The sequence below is a fragment of the Alistipes intestinihominis genome, assembly GCF_040095975.1.
In the GTDB taxonomy this organism is placed as follows: Bacteria; Bacteroidota; Bacteroidia; order Bacteroidales; family Rikenellaceae; genus Alistipes; species Alistipes senegalensis.
The window spans coordinates 1-6,550 of the sequence record NZ_JBBMFL010000033.1 but is presented as its reverse complement, the minus strand read 5'-3'; the positions used below and the strand labels follow the sequence as shown (position 1 = coordinate 6,550).

Here is a 6,550-nt window from a genome sequence, read left to right as displayed (position 1 = left end):
CAAATGATCATACGTTTGACTGTATGGTTAGCCGACTGAATAGCTGTATGTTTATTCATGTAACAGCATGCGTATATGCCAGCACCCGATGTGCTGATACCCTTGTTAGGACGAACGAAAAGGAATTCTTCCTGTGCTAATTTGAAAAGTACATGACTAACCCGCAATTATTACTGTATTCGAATTGTTATTTTATTTATTTTTTAGTGTATTACTACAATTATTACCTGTTTATCCATTATTTATCTTTAAAAATCGTATCTTCGTAGAAAATCGACAGAATAACTATGGAGCGTAAACTTCTGAACCGTATTAAAGTTGTCCTTGTGGAGAAAAACAAGTCGAACAAATGGCTTGCTGAACAGTTGGGAAAAGATCCTGCGATTATTTCGAAATGGGCGACGAATACCAATCAACCTAATATCGAAACACTCATTCGAATAGCCAAAGTGTTGGAAGTAAGAGTTGACGACCTCTTGCGAACTGAATAACAGATTAATGGGAACGACCAAACTATATAAGTACCTTGATGTAACTGGTGGATTGATGATGCTGTATTACAGCGATCTTCAATTCACCAATGCTACGCAGTTAAACGATCCGTTTGACTGTCATCCAGCGTTAATTAACTTTTCCAATCCACCGAAAGAAGCCTGTGGAGGATGGACTCCGGAAATAATCGAAGAGTTGAGAAGCCATCCATTTCGGAGAAACAGAGAAGAGGTATGGATATGCAGCCTCTCCAAAATACATGATTCAATCTTGATGTGGAGTTATTATAGCAAACATAAAGGCGTCTGCATTGGTCTGGATATGGAGAAAGCCCAGAAGTATCTTTCGAAAATGCTTGGAAACACGATGATAGGTTGTTCGGCAATAGAAGTGCAATATCGAGATATTGTGGAAAAACCGGATTATTTCCGAGATGCAAAAGATTTTTTCCATTATCAATTATCCACCAAAGCAAAGGCTTGGGGGCATGAACAAGAAGTGCGTCTATTTATTTTAGATCCGTGGCCAACATATATGCAATTATTACCGGGCCAAAATGATAAAAAAGGTCCGATCGATTGGAAAGAAATGCGGGCGTTTCCTAAAATTGGAGGAGAGTGTTTTGAATCGGTTTATTTGGGGATAAATATGGATGCGACGGAGAAATCGAAAATAATAAAGGTTGCCCGAAAATTAAATCCCGATATTGAGATTTACCAAATGTCCGTCGATCCCCAAGCATTTAAATTAAATGCCGAACTGATATAACATGGACATAAACCGAAATATTCACGACCAAATGTAGTATAAACAGACTGCAAACATTTATTATGAAAAAGACTAACAACATCATATCAGATTTATTGGTTTCGGATGTCTGCACCATTATAGAAGAAGGTCGGCGGCATGCCTTTGCAGCAGCAGGACAAGTTGCCATTCTAACTTATTGGAATGTTGGACGGCGTATTGTGGAGGAAGAACAACAAGGTAATGCTCGTGCTGACTATGGCAAGGGGCTTATCCCTGCTCTTGCGAATAGACTTACTGCTGAATACGGCTCCGGGTATGGTCGGCGCAATTTGGCATATTATCGCAAATTCTATATAGAATTCAGCGATTTGGAGATTTTGCACACGCATGTGCAAAATCTGAATTGGTCACATATCCGCCGCATTCTCTCCGTAAGCAACCCCGAAGCCCGTAAGTGGTATCTTAAAGCTGCGGCGACCAATATGTGGAGTGTTAAAACCCTTGACCGCAATATTTCGACACAATATTACGAACGAAGACTTGCCGCCCAGCGTGAAAATATTACGATACCAGAGTCTTGGAGTGAATCCGATCCGTTGGAATACATCAAGAATCCGATGGTAGCGGAGTTCATGGGGTTCCGACGAGATAATAACTATTCGGAATCCCAGTTAGAACAAGCTCTTGTAGATAATCTCGAAAGATTCATTCTCGAACTCGGACGCGGATTTGCCTTCGTGGAACGGCAAAAGCATATCGTTACTGATACTGCGGACTTCTACGTTGATCTGGTGTTTTACAATTTCAAGATGAAACGATTCGTGATTTTTGAGCTAAAAACACATAAATTGACTCATCAAGACATCGGACAATTGGATATGTATGTGCGTATGTACGACGATTTAATAAAGGGGACGGATGATGCCCCGACCATAGGAGTCTTACTTTGCACCGATACTGATAGTACAATCGCCCGATATTCGGTGCTTCATGACAGCGATCAACTATACGCAGCCAAATATATGACCTATATGCCTACCGAAGAGGAGTTGCGTCATGAGATCGAACAACAAAAGCGGTTCTTTCTGGAACAACACGAAACAGAGGTTGAATAACTCCCAATAGATTGTCATGAAATTAAGCCAAGTTAAGATACGTAATTTCCGAAAATTATCGGATTGTACCATTGATTTTGATGACACTCAAACAATTTTTGTTGGCGCAAATAATAGTGGAAAAACTACAGCAATGAGTGCGTTACGCTGGTTTTTGGACGAACCGAATCGTTTTACAGCCCAAGACTTCACCGTAACTCTATGGAAGAGTATAAATGATATAGGGGATAAATGGTTAGATGTGTCCAATGATGAAGAAATACACATTGAGGATTGGTTTAATATCGTGCCATCTATGGATGTGTGGGTAAAGATAGATTCATCGGAAAAATATCGCGTAATAAACCTTTTGCCATCTCTCACTTGGAATGGTGAAAAGGTAGGAGCCAGATTGCGATTCCAACCGAAAGAAGTGAAAAATTTGTATGCGGCATATATAATGGCAAAACGAAATGTAAACGCCATTAAGGAAAAGCATGGAAATGAAAGCATTGATATATATCCCAAAAATCTGACAGATTTTATTTCTCATCGCAATAATCTACAAACTTATTTTGAACTGGTGTGTTACCTTCTTGATGAGGAACAAGATATTTCAGAATATAAAGAGTCTGTTTATGAAATTGAAAATCCCTTTAAGAAACTTATTAAAATTAACTGCATAGAGGCTCTTCGTGAATTTTCCGATCCCGATGGAAACGGAGACAATATTATTGACACTTTATCCAGACAGCTTCAAGAATATTATAAAAAGCAGGTAGATCCAAGAGAAAATATCAGGGAGAATGATTATAGTTTGCTAAAAGCTATTGATGAAACCAATAAGGTTTTTGATGAGAATTTAATGAAAAGTTTCGCCTCCATTATTGACGAGTTGGAAGGATTTAATTATCCGGGATTTCAAAATCCGAAAATAGAAATCCATAGTTATTCAAATCCGGCATCTTCAATAGGCCATGATTCTGCCGTTCAATTTATTATGCCGGGAGAAGAGGGATTACGCATCCCTGAGAAATATAATGGATTGGGTTATCGTAATCTTTTATCCATGTATTTTAAGTTGATTCAGTTTAGAGAATCGTGGTTACATTTAAGCGATCGTCGTACTGATGGCAAACAAGAAATAGAACCTATACATTTAGTGTTGATTGAAGAGCCGGAAGCTCATCTTCATGCACAAGCGCAACAAATTTTTATCCGTAAAGCGATTGACGGATTGACCAATGTGCAGTTTCTAAAAGACAATTCGCAGTTTTCTACGCAATTGATCGTTTCTACTCACTCTACGCATATTTCTAATGAGGTGAATATGTGTTGTATGAGATATTTCAAACGAATACAAAAGACTAAGGACCATATTCCTATTAGCAAGGTAATTAACATGCGTGATACCTTTGGAGAGGACAAGGAAACCGAACGTTTTGTTACAAGATACCTCCAATTAATGCACTATGATGTATTCTTTGCAGATGCCATTATACTGATAGAGGGTGCCGCGGAAAAAATACTTTTGCCGCAATTCGTACGCAAAATGGAACTGGGATCGAGATTTGTGTCGATTATAGAAATTAATGGAAGTCACGCATTTCGGTTCAAACCTCTAATAGATAGGCTTGAAGTATTGACATTGATTATCTCCGATATCGATGCCAAAGGTAAATATACGGATGAAGCAGGAAAGCCGAGGTCGAAAGCCGAACTTCCGGAAGTCGGTAAAAATCAAGAAACGAGCAACAACACATTGATTGACTGGCTTCCTCAAAGGAAAATGATTGATGAATTGCTCACGTTGGAATCTGACAAGAAAGAGAACGCCCATATACGCATTGCTTATCCATGCGGTATGAAAATAAAATATAAAGAAGATACGAAAGAAATTGATGTATATCCTTATACATTTGAAGACGCATTGATTTTCTCAAATATCGAGTTGTTTCGTCAGGAAAAATTAGGAAATATGGGAGCTGTTACGACAATAAGTAATTTATTGAAGAGCAATGCAGATTTGCTGTCATTCCATAAAAAGTTATTTGAAAAACTCGAAAACAAGAAAATTACAAAGGCGGAACTTGCTATTAATCTGCTTTTTGCTGAGCAATTTGGAAATTTAGTCGCTCCTCCATATATTCAAGAAGGATTAAGATGGTTAAAATCTAAATTGGACTGATTGTAGTTATGTGTAAAAATACAGACTCTGACGTTATAGAAATATTGGATGAATGTATAACAGAAAAAACGAAAAAAAGTTTTTTCCTGTTTGCAGGTGCTGGTTCCGGGAAAACGTATTCCTTGATCGAACTGCTAAAAAGAATACAAGCCAAATGGGAGCAAAAGTATGCAATCGAGGATAGAAAAGTCGCCGTAATTACATTTACGAATGCAGCTACCGATGAAATATGCCGACGTATGGATTTCTCGGAGCAATTTAGTGTTTCTACGATTCATAGTTTCATTTGGGCAATTATAGAACCATTCCAAAAAGATATTAAGGCTACTTATCTCTCATTTATTGATGCAGAGATTGCGGATCTTCAGCGTAAACAAGAGTCGGCCAAAAATAAAACTACTGCAACATATCAGAAAAATCAAGATAAGTTGAACATACTGAATGAAAGGCGAATGCGGAAATCTGAAATACGTAAATTTACATATAATCCCAACGGTGATAACTTTGATAGTAATTCGTTGAACCATGCCGAAATTATAAAAATAGGAACAACTCTTATTAGTACAAAAAACTCACTACAGGAAATAATCGCACAAAAGTTCCCGATCCTTCTTATTGATGAGAGTCAGGATACTAATAAAGATTTATTAGATGCTTTTTTACAGATTCAGGTGAAATATCCTAAAGTGTTTGTTATTGGTTTATTAGGCGATATCAAACAAAGAATTTATAGTGACGGAAAAACGGATATGGCCTCTTCAATACCCAAAGATTGGGCAACACCAATAAAGAGAATAAATTATAGGTGTGCAAAGCGTATTATCAGGCTTGGGAATCAAATAGGGTTGCAGATTGATTCTAATGCAGAACAGCGACCCAGAGAAAATGCCCCGGAAGGAACCGTCCGTATGTTTATTGTAAATACGGCATCAGATGTCGATAAAGAGGCGATCGAGGCGATGATATGCACAAAAATGAGTGAAGCGACCAATGACGAACAATGGAGCAGCCCCGAATCGGTGAAAATTCTTACATTGGAACATGCTATGGCGGCAAGACGCTTGGGCTTTTATGAATTTCATAATATATTCAGCAATGTAGCGAAATATAAAATGGCATATAATGAGGGTACTGTAACTACCATAAATTTTTTTACGCATATCATTTTACCGCTTGTCGATTATGTAAATAGTGGTAATAATGTTGGTGTAATGAAGCTATTGCGTGAAAATTCGCCCATTCTTTCTTTGAAAAATACGGATGATTTTAACAGCCGTTTAATGCAGTGTCATATAGCACTGATGCAGTTAGTCGAGATATGTAATGCGCCATCATCAACTATAAGACAGGTTGTAGACATCTTGCTTTCGACCAATCTTATCTCCGTTGATGATATTTTGACAGCTGCATTCCATATGGAATCGGTGGATGATGTTGAAGCTGTTGATGAAGAAATAATAGCTTGGATGAAGGGCATGGAGCTACCGATATCCATGATTCGCACATATTATAAATATGTTAATCAAGAAACGAAATTTGATACGCATCAGGGTGTTAAGGGATTGGAATACGATAGAGTGATGGTTATTATGGACGATAATGAAGCAAAGGGATTTTTATTCAGTTACGATAAATTATTTGGAGCCAAACCATTATCAGAAACGGATAAAAAACATATACAGAATAAGGAAGATTCTACGTTGGAAAGAACAACTCGGCTGTTATATGTAACATGCACTCGGGCAAAAGAGTCGCTTGCATTAGTAGTATATACGGATCATCCCGATATTGTCAAACAAACATGTATTGACAAAGGTTGGTTTGATGAAGAAGATGAAATAGTACGATTATGACAAGAAAGACGGCCTGCGCGGCCGTCTTTTGTCTTGTCGGAATTTTAGTTCAGCATCCTGTCGTTTACTGTCGGCATCTTCCAGACGATAGCTGGTGTCATCGCTCGTTCAACGATCCAGCGTCTAAATACCTCGGCATTCTTGGATTTCAGTCGGAATGCTAATGTCATAAT

Annotated in this window: 5 protein-coding genes; all 5 read left to right on the top strand. The window is 38.0% G+C overall.

What is annotated here, in order from left to right; all coding sequences use genetic code 11:
• The first annotated feature begins 287 nt into the window (after positions 1–287).
• Positions 288–491, top strand: coding sequence for a helix-turn-helix transcriptional regulator (locus tag WMO46_RS15415; RefSeq protein ID WP_129650044.1), 204 nt, complete (start codon positions 288–290; stop codon positions 489–491).
• Between the two features lie 7 nt (positions 492–498).
• Positions 499–1,260 carry a DUF2971 domain-containing protein gene (locus tag WMO46_RS15410; protein ID WP_207209327.1) on the top strand — a complete coding sequence of 254 codons (762 nt, stop codon included), beginning with the start codon at positions 499–501 and terminating at the stop codon, positions 1,258–1,260.
• Positions 1,261–1,322: 62 nt separating this feature from the next.
• Entirely contained in the window at positions 1,323–2,357 is a 1,035-nt protein-coding gene (locus WMO46_RS15405) for a PDDEXK nuclease domain-containing protein (RefSeq protein ID WP_129650046.1), read from the top strand.
• A 16-nt stretch (positions 2,358–2,373) separates the two neighbouring features.
• Positions 2,374–4,524 carry an ATP-dependent endonuclease gene (locus WMO46_RS15400; RefSeq protein WP_349094644.1) on the top strand — a complete coding sequence of 717 codons (2,151 nt, stop codon included), beginning with the start codon at positions 2,374–2,376 and terminating at the stop codon, positions 4,522–4,524.
• An 8-nt stretch (positions 4,525–4,532) separates the two neighbouring features.
• Positions 4,533–6,377, top strand: a complete 1,845-nt coding sequence (locus tag WMO46_RS15395; protein ID WP_349094643.1) for a UvrD-helicase domain-containing protein — start codon at positions 4,533–4,535, stop codon at positions 6,375–6,377.
• Positions 6,378–6,550 lie beyond the last annotated feature (173 nt).